The organism is Phascolarctobacterium sp. (genome assembly GCF_030531065.1).
Lineage (GTDB): Bacteria > Bacillota > Negativicutes > Acidaminococcales > Acidaminococcaceae > Phascolarctobacterium_A.
On sequence record NZ_JAUNOQ010000009.1, the window covers coordinates 1 to 20,394 of the forward strand.

A 20,394-nucleotide genomic window follows, 5' to 3' on the forward strand; every position below is an offset into this window, starting at 1 on the left:
TTGTACATCAGCTCTTGCTTCGCTTTCAGCTCGCAAATCGCTGTGTACAAGCTTTATACCACAAGGGCGTCTGCTACAACCGCATCTGATTCAAAAAATTCAGGCTGTTAAGCTGCTTATCCGTCTGAAAAAAAATAAATTTATACAGCAGCCGCTCCAGCGCCATCAAATCGCCGCCGCGCACCGCAAAGGGCGCAGGCTTGGCAAAATCCAACTGCTCCAGCCACTGCCACAGCCGCCGCGTACCGCCGCCGCAGGGCTCCAGTCCTTCACCCGCATAAGCGGCGCGGCAATCGGCGCACAACGCGCCGCCCTGCAGCGGGCTGAACCAGGCCTCGTCTTTTTCCTCCAGCTTTCTGCCGCAGCCCACGCAATGGCTCAGCTGAGGCGCAAAGCCCGTCAGCCCCAACAGCTTAATAGCAAAGGAAAGCACCACCAGCCGCGGATTGCGTTTAGTCAGGGTTGCCAGCGTTTCCTTGAGCAAAGCGTACAGTTCCTCCTGCGGTTCTCTGTCCTCCGTCAGCACAGCGGTAAGTTCCGCCGCCACCGCGCCGTAAGCCATCTGCTGCATATCAAACGCCTGGGGCAGCCGCACCAGTTCACAGCTGCGCAGCTTATCGATTTTCTGTCCCTGCTGCACCTCGATATTGACGCAGGCGAAGGGCTGCAGCAGTCGCCCCTGCACATTTTTCACATAGCGGGCGCCATAAGCGATAAAGCGCAGCTTGCCGTATTTTTTTGTAAAACAGACCACATATTTATCCGCCGTCTGCCAATGTCTTACATGCAGCACTATCGCTTCGTCCTGCAAAAGCTCCCGCTCGTTGTCCGTCATTTCATCCTTCTTCGGGAAAAATCCCTTCGTCAATCAATTTTATTTTTATCAGCCGCGCTCTGTCGCTTTTCCGGCAAAGGAACCGCATGCACCCGCAGTACGCGGAAGCCCTCCGCTTCAATTACCTTAAAGCAGTACGCTCCCACAACCACCGCGTCGCCCACCTGCGGCTGACGGCCCAAAAGGCCGAAGACATAGCCGCCGATAGTATCCTCCTCCGCCTCGTCAAAGGTCAGATGCAAAAGCTCGCCGATATCGTCCAGCAGCACCATGCCGTCAAATTCGTAAGCGCCGTCCGCCAGCTGCACCACGTCCTCCGGCTCCATGGCCTCATGCTCGTCCTGAATTTCGCCGACGATTTCCTCGACTAAATCCTCCATCGTAATCAGCCCCGCCGTGCCGCCGTATTCGTCGGCTACCAGCACCATCTGCACATGACGCTGCTGCATCAGGCGCAAGGCCTTAGCCACGGGCATAGCTTCGGGAATAACCACGATGGGCCGCATCAGCCGCCGCAAATCATACTGCTCCTCGCCGCCGACAGCCAGCAAATCCCGCACATGAATCGTACCGATAACATTGTCCTTATCTTCAACGCACAAGGGGTAACGCGTATGGCGGCTGTCACGCACCACCGCTAAATTTTCCGCCAGACTGTCGTCGGCAAAAAGGCAAATCATATCCTGCCGCGGCACCATCACCTCGCGGGCCACGCGGTCGGCAAAATCAAAAACATTATCGATCATCCTGCTTTCCAGCTGGTCTATCTGCCCCTTCTTTTCGCTGGCGCTGACAATACGGCGCAGCTCGTCCTCGCTGCGGGCTATATCTTCCACAGGCCTGGCGATATGCAGCAGCCTGCGCAGCGCCGCCGAAGCCTTGCTGGAAACCCACACCAGAGGATACAGCAGATAATGCAAAAAAATTACCGGATACACCGTCGCCACAGCGGCACGTTCTTCGCTGACCGCCGCCCAGGCCCGCGGCACCAGCTCGCCCCAGACCACATGCAGCAAAATAACCAAAAGCACGCTGCCCAGCCAGGCCAAAGGCAGCTCCAAGGCTAAGCCTTCATGCAGCAGCAGCGCCAAAAAGCGGCCGCCGAAAATTCCCAGCAGTACGGTAGACGCCGTAATGCCCAGCTGCACGGCGCTCAAATAGCTTTCCTGCTTGTCCAAAACGCGCACAGCTAAAGACGCGCGGGAAGAACCGCCTTGAGCAAGCTCCTCCAGCTTGCCCTTGCGCGCCCGCGTCAAACCATATTCCGCAATTACAAAAAAACCGTTTAATAAAACTATCAGCAGCACCAAAACGATTAGCCACAAGCTGCCGATAGCGGGATCGCCGTCGATAGGTCATCACTCCTTTGCCAATTTACAAAAAAAATTTAACGAACATTATAACCAAACTGCTTCAAGGCCTTGTCCTGATTGCGCCAATCAGGCTTTACCTTAACCCACAAATCTAAAAACACCTTGCAGTACAATAAATTTTCAATATCGGCGCGGGCCTGCTGGCCGATTTTTTTCAAAAGGCCGCCCTTCGCGCCAATCACGATGCCCTTTTGGGAATCGCGCTCCACAAAAATAGTGGCGCGGATATAAACGCTTTCGTCTTCCCGCTCCTTGAACTCTTCCACCTCAACGGCTACGGAATGAGGGATTTCGTCCCGCGTCAGGCGCAGCACCTTTTCGCGAATCATTTCCGCAGCGATAACGCGCTCCGGTTGATCGGTCAGCATATCGTCGGGGAAGTAGGCCGGGCCTTCGGGCAGTAGCCTGGTAATTTCGCCAACCAAGCCGGGAAATTCCCCGTCGTTTAACGCGGACACCGGCACAATAGCGGCAAATTGGTAAAGCCTGCTGTACTCGTCCATAATTTTAAACAGCTTGCTCTTGTCCGGCAATTTATCTATTTTATTAACCACCAGAATAACCGGCGTTTTTACCTTGCGCAGCAGCTCTAAAATATAATCCTCGCCCGGGCCGCGCTTTTCCGCCGCGTCGACGACGAATAAAATTACGTCCACCTCCTGCAGCGTGCTTTCAGCGGTGCGCACCATATATTCGCCAAGCTTATGATGGGGCTTGTGAATCCCCGGCGTATCCAAAAACATAATCTGCGCGTTATCCGTATTCAGAATGCACATAATTTTATTGCGCGTTGTCTGCGGCCTGTCGGACATAATGGCAATTTTTTCGCCGATCAGGCTGTTGGTCAGAGTGGATTTGCCCACGTTAGGGCGTCCCACCATGGCGGCAAAACCTGCGTAATGCTTCGCTTGCGTATCTATGCTAATCAACTCCTATAATGAAAATCCGTAGGGCAAAAGCTCCTCCAATGTGCAAATTTTAATATCGCCCCGGAGATTGCCCAAAAGTATGGTTTTTATCTTAAATTCGCTCATCACCTGACGGCAGGCGCCGCACGGGGCCACGGGCGCAGGCGTGTCCGCCACTACGCATAAAGCTTCCAGCTGCCGCTGGCCCGCCCCCGCCGCCGCAAAAACGGCGTTGCGTTCGCCGCAGCAGCACAAGCCGTAGGAGGCGTTTTCCACATTGCAGCCGCCATAGCATTTTCCGTCGGCGCAGCGCACCGCCGCCCCCACCGCAAAATGCGAATAAGGCGCGTAGGCATGCTCCCTGGCTGCCAGCGCCAGCTCATACAGCTCTCGCTGCTCTTTGGCAAGATTTTCCGCACGCATATCCTGCATTTTCTTGCCTCCTCAATGCCTTCCCGTAGGATGGTCAAAATATTCCTCGGACAAATTTATGGCCCGCAGCGCTTCCTCTTCCTTAGCGCGCATCTCGGCCTTTTCTTCCTCCGTCATATGGTCGTAGCCCAAAAGGTGGAACATACCGTGTACCGCTAGGTACGTCATTTCCCGCTCCAGCCCGTGGCCATATTCTTCGGCCTGACGCAGCGCCGTTTCCGCCGAAATAATAATGTCGCCGTAAAGATGCTCCTGCGGCTCCCATTCGTCAAAATTCAGCTCCGGCTCGCCGCTGTCCTCGCAATCCTCGTCCAAAGCGAAGCTCAGCACGTCCGTAGGCTTATCCATGCCGCGGTATTCACGGTTCAGCGTATGAATTTCCGCATCGTCCACAATGGTCACATCCACCTCGGACTCCTGCGGCAAAGCGTTGAGCCGGGCCACGGCCGCCAGTCCTTCCCGCAGGCGCTGCAAAACCGCGTCCGTCAATTCTATTTTATCCTGAGCGTTTTCTAAATTGATAATCATGCTGCAAACTCCTTCGCCGCCATTTAAGCGTCCCGCCGCTTTTCAAAGGCTTCATACGCCTTGATAACGCTGCCCACAATCTCGTGGCGCACCACGTCGCGCTCATTGAAATGAATAACGCCAATGCCCGGCACGTCGCCTAAAATTTTCGCCGCGTCCTTCAGCCCGCTGTTCTTGCCGCCGGGCAAATCTATCTGCGTAATATCGCCGGTAATAACCATTTTGCTGCCGAAGCCAAAGCGGGTTAAAAACATTTTCATCTGCTCCGGCGTGGTATTCTGCGCCTCGTCCAAAATAATATAAGCGTCGTTCAGCGTGCGCCCGCGCATATAAGCCAGGGGCGCTACCTCTATCGTTCCCTTGGCCAGATACTTTTGAAAGGTGTCGCTGCCCAAAAGGTCGTACAACCCATCGTACAAGGGACGCAGGTAAGGGTCCACCTTGTCCTGCATATCGCCCGGCAAAAAGCCCAGCTTCTCGCCCGCTTCCACCGCCGGCCGCGTCAGAATAATGCGCTCCACCTCTTTTTTCTTCAGCGCCGCCACGGCCAGGGCCACGGCCAGATAAGTCTTGCCCGTACCAGCAGGCCCGATGCCCAGCGTAATAAAGTTTTTGCGAATGGTTTCCACGTACTGCCACTGCCCCAGGGTTTTGGCCTTAATCTGCCGCCCGCGGTTGTTGACGATAATCGTATCGGCGTACATGCGGTGCAAGCTGTCCAAGCGCCCTTCTTTAACCATATAAATGCTGTAGCGCACGTCGTGGCTGGTCAACGGCAGCCCCTGACGGTACAAAAATAGCAGCTCCTGCAGCAGCCGCTCCAAGGCGGCGGCTTCCTCCGCCTCGCCGCTGACGCTGATGGTAGTGCCCCGCGCCACTAAGGTGCAGCCGGCAAAAGCGCCGCGAATAATCCGCAGAAGCTCGTCGTTCTTACCGCAAATTCCTACCATTTCCTGCTGGTCGTGGGTCTGTAAATCAAAATTATTCGTCAAGCTCTTTCCTCCCGCTTATCGCTTCTCAATGGTAATTTTTTTGATAATTACCGGCGTTACCGGCTTATCCGCCGCGTCGGTTCTTACCTTGCCGATTCTGTAAACCACTTCCATCCCCTTGGTCACCTTGCCGAAAACCGCGTGCTTGCCGTCCAGCCAGCCGCATTCGCGCAAAGTAATAAAGAACTGGCTACCGCCGGTATTAGGCCCTGCGTTGGCCATGGACAGCACGCCCGGCCCGTCGTGCAGCAGCTTACTGCTGAACTCGTCCGCGATTTTATAGCCCGGCCCGCCGGTGCCGTCGCCCTTGGGGCAGCCGCCCTGAATCATAAAATTATCGATTACCCGGTGAAAGGTCAGACCGTCGTAAAAGCCCTGCTGCGCCAGCTTGATAAAATTAGCGCTGGTCTTAGGCGCATAATCCGTCGCCAGCTTAATTTCAAAATCGCCCATACTGGTGCTGAACACCGCCGTAGCGGGCTCGGCCTTTACAGTTTCCTTTTCCTGACCGCAGGCGGTAAGCCCAACGGTGCACAACAGCAGCATACATATCACAAGAATTTTTTTCATTATTACAAGCCTCCAAAAAAATATACTTCGATGATTTCATTATACCACAAGGGCATATGTTCTGCTATGCCCTGCGTTCGCCTCCGGCTCCGTAATCGCCAAGCATTCACATTATACCACGTCTGCCGCGGCTCTGTCAGCGTTTTCGGCTCGCAAATCGCCGGGCAAAAAGAAAAAAGCCAGGCTCCGCAGAGCCCAGCCTTCTCGTTTTCATTTTCATTTTCATTTTCTTTTTCGCTTACCAAATCAGCGCCAATTTTAATCGACGGTATTTACTAAGCTGCCGATTTTTTCAATGCGGCAAACAATTTCGTCGCCGTGACGCAAAAACGTCGGCGGTTTCATGCCCATGCCCACACCGGCAGGAGTGCCGGTGGCGATAATCGTCCCCACCTGCAGCGTCATGCCTTGGGAAAGCTCGCTGATCGCGCCGCAGACAGTTTGTATCATGCAGTTGGTATTGCTGCTTTGCCGCAGCTGGCCGTTGACCGTGCAGCTGATATCCAGATTCTGCTCGTCGCCGATTTCGTCCGCCGTCACCAGGCACGGGCCCATGGGCGTAAACCCGTCCAGGCTTTTGCCCAGATACCATTGCTTATGACGGGTCTGCAAATTGCGGGCGCTGATGTCGTTAATAATAGTATAGCCGAAAATATACTCCCGCGCTTCCGCCGCAGTTACGCCCTTGCAGTCGCGCCCCAGCACCACGCCCAGCTCGCATTCATAATCCAGGCTGTCCACCAGCCCGGCGTAAGCAGGCACCGCTTCGCCGCAGGCCGTAGCCCGGTTGACGCGCTTGGAAAAATAAATAGTGTAGGGCCGTTCGCCGCCGAAAGCTTCGTCCGAAAAATGCCCCGCTTCGCGGGCATGAGCTTCATAATTGATGCCCAGGCAAATAACGTCCTGCCGCGGCCGCACAATGGGCGCGCACAGCTTGACGTCCGCCAAATTGACGGCGGCTCCTCGCAGCACGTCCTCATTAGCCGCCAAACGGTTTAAAATTGCGCGCGCCGCGTCATAATTTTCGATAAGCTCCTGCATATCGCGCAGCTTCAGCTCCGGCGCCAGCTGCGCCAGACGCTGCAGTCTGTATATCGTGCCGCCCTCGCTAAAAGCCAGCAAAATTTCTTCCTTATTATTTATTTCCGCCGTATAGAACCGCATAATTGCCTCCTTTATTTATTCCAGCTCCACGCGCCCTCCCACATAACGCTGCGGTAGTTTGCCAAATCCGTCGCGCCCTCGGTGGAAACGCACAAAATTACAGAATCGCCGTCCAGCGCCAGCTGCCGCTTCAGCCAGCTCAACTCCTGCTCCCGCAGCGCGGCAGCCGCCAGTCCCAGCCCCGCCGCGCCGCTTTCGCCGGAAATTATCGGCGCGTCGCCGCTCGCCGGGTTGCCCAAAACGCGCATTCCCAACGCCGCAATCTCGTCCGGAACGGCGGCAAAAGCAGCGGCGTGCGCCGCCAGCTGCCGCCAGCCCAAACTGCAGGGCTCGCCGCAGCACAGGCCCGCCATAATGGATTGCAGCTCGCCGCCCACATTATGCAAAGCGCCGTCCGCCGCCAACGCCGTTTTGTATAAGCAAGCCGCGTTGAGCGGTTCCACAATAATAATCTCAGGCAAATCTTCTTGATAATAATCTGCCAAAAAGCCCGTTACGGCTCCGGCCATCGCGCCCACGCCCGCCTGCAAAAATACGTGGGTCGGCCGCGCGCCGCCAGCAGCCCGCAGCTGCTGCACGATTTCATAAGCCAGCGTCGTATAGCCCTGCATAATATGCAGCGGTACTTCCTCGTATCCTTCCCACGACGTATCCTGCACCACGACGCCGCCATGCTCGTCCGCATAACGCCGCGCCAACCGCACCGCGTCGTCGTAATTCACATCGGTAATCTCCGCTTCCGCTCCCAGGCTGCGGATATTCTGCAAGCGTTCCAAGGACGAACCCTTAGGCATAAAAACCACGGCCCGCTGCTCTAATTTCTGCGCCGTCCAGGCCACGCCGCGCCCATGATTGCCGTCCGTCGCCGTCACAAAAGTAATTTGCCCCAAGCGTTCCTTTACCTGCGGCGAAGTTAAAAGTTCATACGTCATCTCCCGCATAGGAACGCCCAAGCGTTTGGCGATTTCGCAGCCGATGGCGTAGCTGCCGCCCAAAACCTTAAAAGCGTTCAGCCCGAAGCGTTTGCTTTCGTCCTTCACGAAAATATCCCGCACTCCCAAAACGCGCGCCAAATTCTGCAGCCGCGCTAACGGCGTACAGCTGTATTCGGGAAAACTGCTGTGAAAGGCCTGCGCCCTGTGCGCCGCTTCCACGCCAAAGTCCGCAGCGAGCGCGGCAACCGTTTGCCGCCAGCTTACCGCTTTTATCTCTCGCATTTATTTCTCCTTGGCCAAAATATAGCCCAAAACTATGCCCGCGTCGCGGTAGACCAGCTTGCTGGTGCTGGTTTCGCAGCAAACGTCCAGCGCCTGCCGCCAAAGAGCCGCCACGTTATGCTTTTGCAGCTGACGCCGCTGTTTTTTAGCGGCCGCCAACGCTTTCGCAAAAAATTTGCCGTCCGCAAGCCGCGCCAGAGCGCAGATATTTTCCACAATCTCCGCTTTTTCATCCGCAAGCTTCTGCCAATTTTTTACGCACGCGCGCGCCGCCGCCAGCGCCGTCTGCTCGCCGCAGGTTGGTTTAACGGCGTACAACCGCGCCGCCGCTTCGTAAACTGCGGCTGTCAGTTCGCCCCGCAGCGCCAGGCTCACAAGTTTTTCGTTTTCCTCCGCAACAAGCGCGTTCAGCTTTTTCGTCAAATAACCGCGCCCCAAAATTTCTTTATTGCGTTCGTACAAAGCCAGCCACAGCCGCAGCAGCGCCCGCAAAGCGCCCAGCCTTTCCACAACGGCGAACGCTTCCCGCAAGCGCGCCGCGTCCCGGCAATCCTCTCCGGCAAGCTCGGCCCCGACGGCGAGCAAGCTGCGCAAAGCGGCCAGCTGCCGCCGCGTTTCTTTCAGCGCCGCGCCCTCGATATTCTCCGCGCCGTCTTTGATTTTATTTTGCCACAGCAGCAAAGCGTCGCCGCACCGCTGCGCGGCCTTCAGCAGTTCCGGCAGAGCCGGGCCGTCGCCCAATTTATTTTTTGCGGCGGGCTTGTCGGCTTCCACGCCGCACAGCGCCAACCCGCGGGCAAACTTGCTGCGCGGCTCGGCAAAGAGCGGCGCTGCGGCGGCCAGTTTAGCGGCGAAAGCCAAAAGCGTTCCCGCTTCTCCCTCTTTTAACTCCAGTTCAATTTCGTCTATCTTGTCGCTGGCGGCGCCTGCGGTAATCTTGCCGCGGTCTACGGCCAGCTCGATAACCGCGCCTTCCCAATCGATAAGATACGTAGTCCGCTGCACGTTCACGGTAAACTTTTTTCCCACGCCGTCGGGCGCCAGCTCGCGCAAATCTTCTGCCAATCCCAATTCTGCAAAGCCGTCCAGCTTCGGTTTAGCGGAAGTCAGCGGCACGGTCAGCTCGCGGCGTTCGCTCAGGCCCGCGCTGTTTTGCAGCGTAGTCTTTACCGTCGCTTCATAAGTGCCGTCCCCGTTGGAGCGCACGCGGTAAGCGACGCCGTTATTTTTAAACGCCCAATCAGCCGTATCGTAATAGCTACTGATGACCCTACGCTTGCGGCAGCTATCCGGCCTAATCGCCGCGCTGACAAAATCCAAAGCCAAAAGCTTTTTCAAATCGCTCTTGCTGACTAAAAGTTTTAATTCGATTTCCGTATTCTTATCCATAACCATCACTTGCCTTTCCAATATTTTTTCCAGCCTGCGACGACGTTCGCGCCGCTGCGGCGCCGCCACCACACCAGCGGGACGCCGAAAGCCAACAGCGTTACTAAAAGCGCCGCGTAAAAACGCGCCGTGCCAAACGAATCCGCCAAAAAATTATAAGCCACGGCTCCGGGCAGCATACCTAAAACCGTAGCGCCGCCGTAAATTTTAAAAGGCAGGCGCACGCTGCCGGCAATAATGCTCACCGGGTCGTAAGGGAAAATCGGCACGGTGCGCAGCCACAGCATTTTCGTAAAGCTGCCCTCGCCCGCAAGGTACGACGCCAGCCTTTCGCCTAAGCTGCCGCCAAAATTACTAAGCAGCCAGCTGCCGCCGCCAAAGCGCCCCAGCAAATAGCAAAAGCTGGCGCAGCCAAAGCCGCCGCAGAGCAAAAACACAACGCCCCACCACGGGCCGAACAACACGCCCGCGCTCAAATTCAATATTAAAGTTGGAAATAACAACAGCGGCCGAATGGTGTACACGCCGACGTAAATCAGCGGCGCCCACACGCCGAAGCCGATTACCCACCGCCGCACATCCTCCGCCGAGCGCGGGTGAGGGTTATACGGCGACATATATAAAGCGTACACTACCGCGCCCAAAAGCAGCGCATACGCCGCCAGCCGCAATATAATATACAAGCTTGTTTTCTTCATATAAAATCCTTTCCTGCTTGTCCGTTCAAATTTATTATAAAGCTATTGACGCCCGATATGCAAGCCGCCAGCCGATTTTCTGCAAAATTACTGTGACGTAGCATGATAAAAATGTGAAATGCCTTGACATAAGAAGTCCTTTCGATATAATTAAGGTAAAGTTTGCTTTAAGAAATAAATCGTCAAGAAGCGACAAGTATTTGAGAAAGAGGGGAAACATTATGATTTTTAAATTTGAAGCGCAAGCTCCTAAAATCGACGAAAAAGCCTATGCTTTCAATACCGCCACCCTTATCGGCAAAGTAGAAATCAAAGAGTACGCCAGCGTTTGGCCGGGCGTAACCATCCGCGGCGACGTCAACCGCATCGAAGTCGGCCGCTACAGCAATATCCAGGACAACAGCGTGCTGCACGTAGCCGATAATTACGCCTGCATCGTCGGCGATTACGTTACCGTCGGCCACTGTGCGCTGCTGCACGCCTGCACGGTAGAAGACCACTGCCTCATCGGTATGCACTCCACCGTTTTGGACGGCGCGGTTATCGGCCGCGGCTCCATCGTCGCCGCAGGCGCAGTCGTAACCAAGGGCACCGTCGTACCGCCGTTTTCTTTAGTGGCAGGCGTACCCGCGAAGGTTATCAAAAAGCTGGACGAAAAAGGCCTGGAGGCAATCCACGCGCAAGCTCTCAAGTATAAAACCCTGTGGACCGAACGCTACGGCCTCTTGCCCGACGGCGGCGGCGAACGCTACCACGGCGAAAAAATAGTTTAAGCATTGCGTTTAAAAAGCTCAGGACGGAACTGCAATTCCGCTCTGAGCTTTTATTTTTATTTTCAATTACCATTTTAAATTTGCTTGCCGCGCACGCGCGTCAGATACGAATACAGCGCCGTACACATCAAAATGCAGCCCGTAGTCACCAGCACGTAGCGCGTCGGCATCAGCGAACCCAAAAAGCCGCCGAGCAGCGGGCCGACCACGCCGCCGAACTGCTGCGCGCTTGTCACCAGCCCGAAGGCTTTGCCGCGCGTATTATTATCGGTGACTAAAATTAAATTAGCGTTGATATTGGGCACCGCTCCCGCCAGGAACAGGCCATAAACGAACTGAATCGCCGCAAACTGCCATACGTCGGCAATAAAAATCTGGAAGAGGTTGATAAAGCCCGCAACGAAAGCGACTACGGCGAAGGTGCGCATATAACCGAAGCGTTGCCCGCGCTTGCCCCAGAACGGCGCGGCGATAATGCCCGCAAAACCGGCCAAAGAAAAAATTATGCCGGACATCTTGATAACCTCGTCGCCCATAGCGTTCATCAAATGGCCGACGTAAAGCGTAATCAGCGGCTGGATCAGCATCACGCAGGACTGCACGATGAAGAACATCAGCATCGTATAGACGAGTTCCCTGTTATGCAGCGATTCCTTCAAATCGTTCAGCAAAGTGAAAGCGCCGCTGCCGCCCTTCTGCAGCACGGTCAAGTCCTTAACGATAAACACCACCGCCACCGTCGCGACAAAAAGCGCCGCGCTGCCCACAAAAAACGACGTCCGCATTCCGAACCAGCTGCTCAAATAACCGCCGAGCAGCGGCCCCATAATACTGCCGCTGGCCACCGCCGTCTGCATCATGCCCATGCCCCAGCCCATGCGCGATTCCGGCAAGGACGAGGACGCCATCGACATACAGGCCGGCACAAAGCCTGCCACCACGCCGCACAGCGCCCGCACCAGCAAAAGCTGGTACACATTCTGGCAGGCGCCCGTCAAAAAATACGTCAGCGCCAGGCCGAAGCCCGCGCGGATAGCCATCTTGCGCTGCCCCACGTGGTCGGCCAGCGCGCCCCAATACGGCGCCATAATGCTGCTGCCCAAAAAGGTAATCGCGAAAGTAATTCCGGCCCAATAATTTACGTCCGCCTGCCCCACGCCCAATTCGCGTAAAAGATACACCGGCAAAAAGGGAATGCAGCTGGTATAGCTGGCGCAGCATAAGAACACGCCTATCCACAGCACGGGCAGATTTCTTTTCCAATATGTATTTTTAGAATCTGTTTCAGATAACGCAATCATTCTTTTCGCCCCGCTTGCAATCTTGCTTTCTTAATACTTATTATACCATTTTTACTGCGGCTCTGCCATCATCTGCGGCTATACGAAAAATAATGTGAATTTTTTATTTCCTGACTATCTTGTATTATGGGTTTATAATAATGAAAGAGATAACCGGTTGTGATAAGCCGGCTCTCCCCAAAATGTTTATATTTTGATGAGATACCGCCCACCGCTAGGCGGTTTTTCTCATTGGTTTGTCTTTGAAGCAAGTCTGCCAATAAAATTTCAAATGTTAAAGCTATATCTTGTAGTGCTATTTCAAAAACTGTCATATAGTGTACATATTTCCGTGTTGACAGTTTGTCACGAAAAGTTTACAATATTATCATAAGCAAAGTCGCTTACGCGGCTTTGCTTTTTGCTTTTTATGCCCGTTTGGCTTTACAAATAAAGGTATAGGGAGTGTAGTAGCAAACCAAAATTTAGGGAGGAGAAAAGAAAGGAGTACCCCGTATGCAAGATCTTATAAAATATACGGACAATATCAATAAGCTGTTGGCGCGGTTCGGCGTCAAGTTCGGCATTTACAAAAACAACGTCTTTCACGAGCAGCTGTTCCCCTTCGACGCTATTCCCCGCGTCATCACCGCCGCAGAATTTGAGGAAATGGAGCGAGGCCTGGTGCAGCGCGTCACAGCTCTCAATATGTTTCTCTACGACATTTACCACGAGCAAAAAATTATTAAAGATAAAATAATTCCCGAAGAATTTGTTTTTTCCTCCAAAGGCTTTTTGCCCCAATGCGCAGGCGTCACCCCGCCGGGAAAAATCTACTCCCACATTTCCGGTATCGACCTGGTGCAGGCGCAGGATAAAAAATGGTATATTCTGGAAGATAACCTGCGCATCCCTTCCGGCGCCAGCTATCCCTTGATTGCCCGCAAGCTGTGCCGCATCGCCAGCCCGCAAACCTACGCCAGCCACAACGTGGTGGACAACCGCAATTACGGGACCATGCTGAGCGGCGTTATGAAAAACGTCAGCACCGGCGGCATTTCCGTTATCCTGACGCCGGGCCGCTACAACGCCGCCTTTTTCGAGCACGCTTATCTGGCGGAAATGACGCACAGCATTCTGGCCATGCCTTCGGATTTATATGTGGAAAATTCCCAGGTATATTACCGCGCGATGGATAAGCCGCAGCGCGTCGGCGCAATTTACCGCCGTATTTCCGACGAATATTTAGACCCACTGACCTTCCTGCCAGAATCCCTCATCGGCGTGCCCAATCTGATGGCCGCTTACCGCGCGGGCAACGTAGCCATCATCAACGCTCCCGGCAACGGCGTAGCCGACGACAAGGGCATTTACTACTTCGTTCCCGCGATGATTAAATATTATCTGGGCGAGGATTCCATCACTCACAACGCGCCCACCTACCTGATGTATTACCAAAAGGACAGGGATTACGCGCTGGCTAATTTTGACAAGCTGGTATTCAAAGACGTTTCGGAAGCCGGCGGCTACGGCGTACTTTTCGGCCGCGATTTGGACGCCAAAAAGAAAGCCGACTTCATCGACCTCATTAAAGCCGAACCGCGCCGTTTTATTGCGCAGGAAATCATCGACTTTATCGACCTGCCCATCATGGACAACGGCCAGGAGGTGTTGCGCAAGGCCGACCTGCGCGCCTTCGTCCTCAGCGGCAAGGAAACGAAAGTATGGCCCAGCGGCCTGACGCGTTTTTCGCGCAACCCGGATTCATTCGTTGTAAACTCATCTCAAGGAGGAGGCTTTAAAGACACATGGGTATTATCTCGTTAGAAAAATCAAATCATCTCTACTGGCTGGGACGTTACAGCGAGCGCGCCTTCACCACCATCCGCACTTTTATGGAAGCTTACGACACCATGCTGGACCAGGACCCGGAGGCCTATAAAAAAATCTGCGCCAAGCTGCACATTCCCGACGTGTACGGCAGCAAGGAAAATTTCATCGTCAATTATCTTTTTGACGAAACCGACCCCAATTCCGTCTACAGCAATCTTTCCCGCGCCTGCGACAACGCCAGCGTGATGCGCGACGTTATCAGCAGCACGGCCCTGGGCTACATCCAGCTGGCGCTGGACGTGATGGAAAACGCCAAGCGCGAAACCTTCTGCCTGCTGTATTTGCAGCAGGTGCTGGACGACCTGTACGCCTTCTGGGGCTGCGTTGACGATTACGTGGAGAGCAGCGCCTGCCGCAACATTATGAAAACCGGCCGCTATATCGAAAGGCTTGACTTGTATATTCGTTTAGATTATGATAGTAGAGCAATGGAACTGGCCTACACCCGTATGGAATACCGCCTGCACCGCAGCTGCGCCGCCTATGACGAAGAAAATTTCCGCATCGTCAGCGACGCCGTAAAACGCGGCGGCGATTTGTGCGCCGTTCTGCCAAACCTCAACAATATCTTTAAGGATTGATACGCTTTGAGAAAGCTAAAATTCCACTACGAAATGCAGCTGGACTTCAGCGGCGACGTTTACCGCCACAGCTTTGCCCTGCGCTGCCTGCCCAAGGAAACCTGTACCCAACGTATCGTCAAGCTTTCCTGCTCCATTACGCCGCTGACCTCGATAACTAAAAGCTGGGACGCTTTCGGCAATCCTATGTGCTTCGGTTATATCGCCGAAGCTCACGATTACTTCAGCTTTCGCGTCGCAGGCACGGCCATCACCAACAGCGAAAACATCGACAGCGGCGAACTGAACCATTTGTTTTACTATCCCACGCCGCAGACCACGCTGACCCACGGTATGGAATATTATCTGAAGCTGGCGCAGCAGCAGCGCGACCCGGTGCAAAAAACCCTGTGCATGAGCGACGCGCTGTACCATAATTTTATCTACAAGCCCAATACCACCACCACCCAGACCACGGCGCAGCAGGCCCTCGACCAGGGCACGGGCGTCTGTCAGGATTATACGCATATTATGCTGGCGCTGTGCCGCCGCTGCCAAATTCCCGCCCGCTATGTGGCAGGCTTTATGATCGGCGAAGGCGCGACGCACGCCTGGCTGGAGGTTTACGCCCGCGGCCATTGGATTGGCGTCGACCCTACCAATAACAGAGTGGTGGACGATATGTATATCAAAATGTCCGAAGGTCGCGACGCTTCGGACTGCATTGTGGACAAGGGCGTTTTCTTCGGCGACGTTAAGCAGAAGCAAAGAGTTTTCGTCAAAGTAACGCAGGAGCCCTTGGAATAAAGGCGGCACACTAAAATTTTATATTCGCCAGAAAGTTTGCAAGCCGGCATCGCAGGACGCCGGCTTTTTTCATATTTCCAACCGTTACGCAAAAAAATCTTTCGCAGCTTCGGTTTATCCATTATAATTAAAATATCAAGCAAAACAGATTTTACGAGGAGAAAATTATATGCCGTTATCCAAGGCTCTGCGCCATTCTAAAACCGCCGCGCTCATTGCGCTGCTTCTGGGCTGCCACCTCGCGCTGCCCGTTTGCTGCGCCGCCGACGAGGATTACACCTGGCAATTTAATACCAGCTCTGCTAATGCCGACGTCTACGGCCCCTTTAAGCTTATTTATCTGCAAAAGGGCGACAGTATCGCTATTCTCAACGGGCAAACGGTAACGGAAAATATGGTTATCGAAGACGATATACCTGCCGACAGCGCTATACCGTCATTGGTTTTACCGGCAGCTCTCAAATATTACGGCGAGCTTTTAGGCGAAAATGCCGCCGACGGCAGTATTCCCATTTATGTTGCCTTCTCGTCCCAGGACGATTATCTGGCGGCTTTCTCCACTAATTTGGGCGACGCTAACGGCCCGATTTACCAAGCGTTAGCAGCGCAAGGAAACGGCAACCCCAGCGATACTTTTATTATCTATAATACCAACGGCGACCTTAACGCTTACGACCTGCCTCGCGCCGCCAATATTTATTCCGCAAGCGATATTTTTAAAACTACGCTGCACGAATTGACGCACAGCCTGGGCATGGCGGACGTAGTTGTTAAAACAAGCGACGGCGAATATAAATGGAGCGATACGCTGAACAGCTACTCGCAGCATTTATACGATATTTACGGCACGCAGGCCAAGGGCGGCCAGCGCATAGTAATTACCAAGACGCCCGCCGAAAGCCAAAAGGATGAAAATATCTTTTATATCTGCGCGCCGGGCACGGACGTAAAGGAAATTAAAAGCGTTACCTTTCACGGCGAAAACGTCGACGCGCTGACAAACGGCGAAGGCATTCCCATTTTGGGCGCTTTGACGCGCGCCGCGAATCCCAAGGAATATTTAAGTAACGGTTCCTCCCTTTCCCATAATAATTTAGCCATTAGCTACTGCAATTACGGCGCGCTGACGACCTCCAGCATGATTACCGAACTCGACCTGGCCATGCTGCAGGACATGGGCTACAAGATCGACCGCAGCAAATACTTCGGTAAAAGCTATCTGCAATACGGCGGCGACGGAAAAACGAGCAGCGCCGTCAATGAAAAAAATTTTACCAGCGATCGCATGCTGGCTGTAGGGACTCACATTTACCGCAATAATTTAAAGCTGACGCAAAAAGGCGACATCGTCATCGCGCCGCAAAACCCGCAGGATTTCTTCAGCTCCCTTGCCGGCTGCGGCGTCATGATCAGCGGCGCGAACAACACCGTTAATATTCCCCAAAGCACAAATATTTCCGTAAGCGGCGCCGCGGGCGCCGGCATAGGCGTCAATTACGGCGCTAACAATACCATCAATATTGCCGGCAGCATCAAGGCCGACGGCTACGACGGCATCGGACTGCTAATCGCCAGCGGCTACGAAAATTATTTTAGCGAAGAAGCCTTCTACAGCACGCGCATTGTGGACGGCGACGATCCTGACTATTTGGCGTCAGTAAAAGCCCAATGGGCGGAATTGGCCGCAAATAACGCCGAGCTGCAAAAAATAACCGAGCAGTCCATCGAAGATAATAAAGGCTTTTCCGTTGAACAGCTCAACATTACCGGCTCCCTGGAAGGCGACCGCGCGGCCATTTACGTAACAGAAACCAATTTCATCAAAGAAATCAATGTCATGGGGCAAGGGCAAATTATCGGCGATATTACATCCGGCGGTTATAACCCCAATTACGCTTACGTTGATTATCTTAAAACGAAATGCGAAGTACTGCCGGAAACGCGCCTGACCTTCGGCCGCAAGGCAAAGGAAGACGGAACTCCGGACGGCAACGCCTTAGACGAAACTTACTGCGGAATTTTCACGGGCAACATCTCTAACTACGATGCGTTTGAAGATAAGCATAATATTTTAAATTACAATTTGGAACTGCTAAGCGGCAGTCTGGATTTAAACAAAAATAATCCGGAAAACTCCGTTTCTGTTTTAAGCATTACGACCAGTCCCGGCACCGTGCTTAACGCGCAGGGCTTATTGTCCGCCGAAACCAAAAAATACGGTTATCCCCGCGGCGAAAATAGCGGGCAGCTGAATATTTACGGCACGCTTGCTCCCGGCGGCGACGGTTTTGGCTATGTGGAAATGCGGGGCGACAGCTTTAACCAAGGCGACAGCGGCAAACTGAAGCTGGATTTCGATTTCAGTAGCGGCCAACACGACGCTATCGGCCTCAGGGGATGGGAATCTGAAAATTACGATTTAGATTCTACTTTTACAGTTAATTTACAAAACGTAGAATTTGTCCAAAAAAATTCTTACGAGGGCGCGCCCGTCCTGCTGACGCGGGAGGACTTCTTCCCCGTTGTTTCAGGCGACGTGATTATTAACGACGAGCAGCTCGCGGCTTCCGTAAATAATTCCGCCACTCAATTTACCAAGCTGCGCGACAGCTGGGCGCTTTACGATTTTTCCCAGGGCTTTACGCCGTATATCGACGGCGAAGCCAAGGCCGTGGGCAAAATTTTAGACGGCAGGCTCAGCATCAGCGAGCTTAATCAAATGTCCGACGACGATTGGTCGCTGTACCGCGCCCTGATGCTGCCCGGCTACGGCGGCAGGCTGAACGGCAACGCCCGGCAATTATCCGGACTTTCCTACGCTAGGCAGCTGGAAGCTTCCATGAACGTCAACCATTTGCTGTCCGGCGCTGTGCGTAATTCAATTTTCGACTGGCATGCCCACGCGGACGACGAATGGCATTGGTTCGCCGCGCCTTTAGCTTTCACTTCGCGCCAGCAAGGCGCAGGCGGCTACAGCCAGCACGGCAGCGGCATTCTTATCGGCGCAGACAAACAAACCGACGGCAACGGCGCAGGTTTTTTCGGCGGTTACCTGCACGACAGCGCCAGCTTCCGCACCAGCGACGGACTACACAGCAAGCGGGACGGCGGCTTTATCGGCGCTTACTTCAAGCAGGCTAAGGACAGGGATAACGGGCCTTTCACCTACGGCTTTGTGCGTTATGACAACAGTAAGGCTAAAAACCGCCGCGCCTTGAACATCAATAACGCTTATCTGGCAGAGCACAAAGCGGACTTCCGGCAGCAGGGCGGCGCGGCCGAGCTGGGCGCAGGCTGGAATAATTTCTGCGGCGCAGGCACGCTGACCTGGAGCGCAGGCGTAAACTACGCGCTTACCACCCAGCCCGCCTTTCGGGAAACGGGCCGCGGCGCTACGGCCATCAGGCAAACCTCTGAAAATTATCAAAGCCTTTTGGGCAACGCAGGCGTGCAGTACGCCACTGTCACGAAGCCGCTCAACGAGCAAACCGATTACCAGGTCAGCGTCGGCGCCCGTTGGCAGCAGGAGCTGTGGCGCAGCGACCGCAATTATACTATTTCCCTGGCAGGCGGCAGTGCGCCCGTGCATTGGGAAAGCGATGCGGATAAAGGCTGGCTGGAGCTGACGCTGCAAGGCCAGCTGCTGCACAAAAACAAGCTGCTGGTTACAGCGGCCGCCGGCGCCGAGCTTTTCCGCAAAGGCCACCGCGGCGTAAGCGGCAGCCTGAAGCTGGAATATAGCTTTTAAACGAGCGACCGCGCCGCCGGAAAAATTTTCTCTTTCTTTCACAGATAATTTACAGTATAATAGTATTTAGATTTAGCGATTAAGCATAATATTGTAAATAAAACAGCGGCCGCCATTTTCCAAGCGCCGCTAAAAGGAGTTTTTTCTGTGCAACCTTACCAATATCAAGAATTAGAAGCGTGCGGTTTTTTATCTAAAATGTTCGGCAGCAAGCCTGCGGAAAACGGCTGGAAGGAGCTGAACAATCTGCTCGCCGCCGCAGAAGATATCGCCTTAGTTAGCGAAAACGAAGTGCGCGGCGCTCTGAAAAAATGGGGCGTCAAATTCAGCGAAGAAAATTTACAGCGGCGCAGCGGTCTTTATCGCAAGCTGGCCGATGTCGTTTATACCGACGCCCAAAGCGCGGACGACGCGCTTTTCGCGCAGACGGAACGCTTGGCGCAGCTGTTGGAACTGCCGCCCCACCTCGTCAAGCTCGCCGACAAGGGCGCTAAGACCGCCGCTTATTTTATCCGTTGCCGCAAGCTGCTGTCCGGCGAAGAAAAGCTCGACATCAACGCCATCAACGCGCTGTTCGGCTACGACTACGAAGACGGCCTTTCCATCCGCAAGCAGGTTTTCCAGGCGCATTTCAATTTACTCTTTGAAGATATTTCTAAGGAAGAACGCTACAGTCCCGACCAGGAGGCAGCCTTCCGCGCCGACTGCGCCGCTCTCGATATTCCTTACGAATTTAAAAATAATATCGTCAACGCCCTCAAAAAATACCGCGATTTGTGGAACGCCGAGCATCAGGAGCTGGGCGATATTAAAGTCGACCTGCCGCTGGAAAAGGGCGAGGCCTGCCGCGCTTATGTCAACTGCGGCCTGTGCCAGAATAAGGTCATTGAAAAAGAAGATAACTATTTCGAGCTGACGCGCAAATTCAGCATCGACGAAACCGTCAACTTCAAAGGTGAAAAGCTGGAACATCCCAAAATTAAAGAAGAAGCTACCGTGCTGCTGGAGCTGGGCCACTTCTTCCTCACCAGCAGGCGCATCATTTACATCAGCAAAAAGAACGCCTTTGACGTAAAATTACAGGACATTACTCACGCCGAGTTTGATAATATCAACATGGTTACGTTCCGCACGAAAGATAATAAGGAACTGCTCTTTAAATTTCCCGACGAAGCCGCAGGCGTTATGTACATCCTGTTCGGTCGCGTAAAAAAAGAATTGTAAAGC

Annotated in this window: 19 protein-coding genes; 6 read left to right on the forward strand and 13 right to left on the reverse strand. The window is 53.9% G+C overall.

What is annotated here, in order from left to right; all coding sequences use genetic code 11:
- Window positions 1-73 precede the first annotated feature (73 nt).
- The 11 genes from recO to Q4E64_RS07305 form a co-directional block, all read right to left on the reverse strand.
- Window positions 74-868: a DNA repair protein RecO gene (gene recO / locus Q4E64_RS07255; protein ID WP_303167108.1), complete on the reverse strand. Its 795-nt coding sequence runs from the start codon at window positions 866-868 to the stop codon at window positions 74-76.
- A complete protein-coding gene (locus Q4E64_RS07260; RefSeq protein WP_303167109.1) occupies window positions 865-2,160 on the reverse strand; it encodes a hemolysin family protein in 1,296 nt (431 codons plus the stop codon). Before Q4E64_RS07260 ends, recO begins: the two co-directional genes overlap by 4 nt.
- Before the next feature lie 62 nt (window positions 2,161-2,222).
- A complete protein-coding gene (gene era / locus Q4E64_RS07265) occupies window positions 2,223-3,137 on the reverse strand; it encodes a GTPase Era (RefSeq protein ID WP_303167111.1) in 915 nt (304 codons plus the stop codon).
- A gap of 3 nt (window positions 3,138-3,140) precedes the next feature.
- Window positions 3,141-3,548, reverse strand: a complete 408-nt coding sequence (locus tag Q4E64_RS07270; protein WP_303167112.1) for a cytidine deaminase — start codon at window positions 3,546-3,548, stop codon at window positions 3,141-3,143.
- A gap of 12 nt (window positions 3,549-3,560) precedes the next feature.
- Entirely contained in the window at window positions 3,561-4,076 is a 516-nt protein-coding gene (ybeY, locus tag Q4E64_RS07275; protein ID WP_303167113.1) for an rRNA maturation RNase YbeY, read from the reverse strand.
- 23 nt (window positions 4,077-4,099) lie between these two features.
- On the reverse strand, window positions 4,100-5,026 hold the full coding sequence (locus Q4E64_RS07280) for a PhoH family protein (RefSeq protein ID WP_368501543.1): 927 nt from the start codon (window positions 5,024-5,026) through the stop codon (window positions 4,100-4,102).
- A gap of 57 nt (window positions 5,027-5,083) precedes the next feature.
- Complete coding sequence (locus tag Q4E64_RS07285) at window positions 5,084-5,638, reverse strand: peptidylprolyl isomerase (RefSeq protein WP_303167115.1); 555 nt, start codon at window positions 5,636-5,638, stop codon at window positions 5,084-5,086.
- A 258-nt stretch (window positions 5,639-5,896) separates the two neighbouring features.
- Window positions 5,897-6,802 (reverse strand): fumarylacetoacetate hydrolase family protein, encoded by a 906-nt coding sequence (locus tag Q4E64_RS07290; protein ID WP_303167116.1) that lies wholly within the window; start codon window positions 6,800-6,802, stop codon window positions 5,897-5,899.
- An 11-nt stretch (window positions 6,803-6,813) separates the two neighbouring features.
- The gene (gene dpaL / locus Q4E64_RS07295) at window positions 6,814-8,019 is read right to left on the reverse strand and encodes a diaminopropionate ammonia-lyase (protein WP_303167117.1); all 1,206 of its coding nucleotides are present in this window, start codon (window positions 8,017-8,019) and stop codon (window positions 6,814-6,816) included.
- Window positions 8,020-9,429 (reverse strand): CYTH domain-containing protein, encoded by a 1,410-nt coding sequence (locus Q4E64_RS07300; RefSeq protein ID WP_303167118.1) that lies wholly within the window; start codon window positions 9,427-9,429, stop codon window positions 8,020-8,022.
- On the reverse strand, window positions 9,414-10,106 hold the full coding sequence (locus Q4E64_RS07305) for a TVP38/TMEM64 family protein (protein ID WP_303167119.1): 693 nt from the start codon (window positions 10,104-10,106) through the stop codon (window positions 9,414-9,416). The genes Q4E64_RS07300 and Q4E64_RS07305 overlap by 16 nt, the downstream gene beginning before the upstream one ends.
- Before the next feature lie 221 nt (window positions 10,107-10,327).
- Here Q4E64_RS07305 and Q4E64_RS07310 point away from each other — a divergent pair, with 221 nt between their 5' ends.
- Window positions 10,328-10,879: a gamma carbonic anhydrase family protein gene (locus Q4E64_RS07310; protein ID WP_303167120.1), complete on the forward strand. Its 552-nt coding sequence runs from the start codon at window positions 10,328-10,330 to the stop codon at window positions 10,877-10,879.
- Window positions 10,880-10,953: 74 nt separating this feature from the next.
- On the opposite strand, the gene Q4E64_RS07315 is transcribed toward Q4E64_RS07310, so the two are convergent.
- Together Q4E64_RS07315 and Q4E64_RS07320 are read right to left on the reverse strand one after the other, a co-directional pair.
- A complete protein-coding gene (locus Q4E64_RS07315; RefSeq protein ID WP_303167121.1) occupies window positions 10,954-12,180 on the reverse strand; it encodes an MFS transporter in 1,227 nt (408 codons plus the stop codon).
- Window positions 12,181-12,248: 68 nt separating this feature from the next.
- Window positions 12,249-12,494, reverse strand: a complete 246-nt coding sequence (locus Q4E64_RS07320) for a hypothetical protein (protein WP_303167122.1) — start codon at window positions 12,492-12,494, stop codon at window positions 12,249-12,251.
- Between the two features lie 181 nt (window positions 12,495-12,675).
- Here Q4E64_RS07320 and Q4E64_RS07325 point away from each other — a divergent pair, with 181 nt between their 5' ends.
- The 5 genes from Q4E64_RS07325 to Q4E64_RS07345 all read left to right on the forward strand — a co-directional run bounded on the left by Q4E64_RS07325 (window position 12,676) and on the right by Q4E64_RS07345 (window position 20,391).
- Complete coding sequence (locus tag Q4E64_RS07325; RefSeq protein ID WP_303167123.1) at window positions 12,676-13,986, forward strand: circularly permuted type 2 ATP-grasp protein; 1,311 nt, start codon at window positions 12,676-12,678, stop codon at window positions 13,984-13,986.
- Complete coding sequence (locus Q4E64_RS07330) at window positions 13,968-14,633, forward strand: alpha-E domain-containing protein (protein WP_303167124.1); 666 nt, start codon at window positions 13,968-13,970, stop codon at window positions 14,631-14,633. The genes Q4E64_RS07325 and Q4E64_RS07330 overlap by 19 nt, the downstream gene beginning before the upstream one ends.
- 6 nt (window positions 14,634-14,639) lie before the next feature.
- Window positions 14,640-15,419, forward strand: a complete 780-nt coding sequence (locus Q4E64_RS07335; protein ID WP_303167125.1) for a transglutaminase family protein — start codon at window positions 14,640-14,642, stop codon at window positions 15,417-15,419.
- A 169-nt stretch (window positions 15,420-15,588) separates the two neighbouring features.
- Window positions 15,589-19,167 carry an autotransporter outer membrane beta-barrel domain-containing protein gene (locus tag Q4E64_RS07340; RefSeq protein ID WP_303167126.1) on the forward strand — a complete coding sequence of 1,193 codons (3,579 nt, stop codon included), beginning with the start codon at window positions 15,589-15,591 and terminating at the stop codon, window positions 19,165-19,167.
- A 147-nt stretch (window positions 19,168-19,314) separates the two neighbouring features.
- Window positions 19,315-20,391, forward strand: a complete 1,077-nt coding sequence (locus tag Q4E64_RS07345) for a hypothetical protein (protein WP_303167127.1) — start codon at window positions 19,315-19,317, stop codon at window positions 20,389-20,391.
- Window positions 20,392-20,394 lie beyond the last annotated feature (3 nt).